The organism is Protofrankia sp. CiP1_Cm_nod2 (assembly GCF_920664355.1).
Taxonomy (GTDB): Bacteria; Actinomycetota; Actinomycetes; order Frankiales; family Frankiaceae; genus Protofrankia.
Window position 1 is genome coordinate 22,526 of the sequence record NZ_CAKKTL010000028.1, and the last position, 464, is coordinate 22,989.

At 73.3% G+C, this 464-nt stretch carries 1 pseudogene; it reads left to right on the plus strand.

Features of this window, described 5'->3' with window-relative positions:
* A pseudogene (locus NBW84_RS05095) lies at positions 1-464 on the plus strand (hypothetical protein); the annotation flags it as partial.

Genomic DNA, 464 nt, shown 5'->3' on the forward strand with positions numbered 1-464 from the left:
CCCGCGACGGGCTCGCGTCCATCCCGGCACGAGTGATCGGCAACGGCGACACCGCCGAGATCGAGCTGCTTCCCGGGACGACGCCCGCGGGCCATCAGGGCCGCCACGGCTCACCCATGCACGCGGCCTGGCTGCCGAGCTACTGGACGACGGGCGGCGCGCGTAACGTCCGTGGCCGCACCGCGGCCCAGACCGACTTCAACATCATGATGCCGGACGGCTCACGGCCCAGGCACGGCACGCGTGTCCGGGCGCGCATCCAGCTCGTCCAGCATCACCGGTGGAACCGCCGGGACGACAGACACGAGCCCGACTTCCAGCTCTGGTGGGTGCGCGCGCTCGCCGGGCCCGGCCAGGAGCCGGGGCACGCGCCGCTGCAGACGTCAAAGCAGCGGGGGGCGTCCTGGTACGAGCCGCTCGGCCCGGAGAAGGTGGTCGACGGCTGGGTGTGCGTGACCAACCGG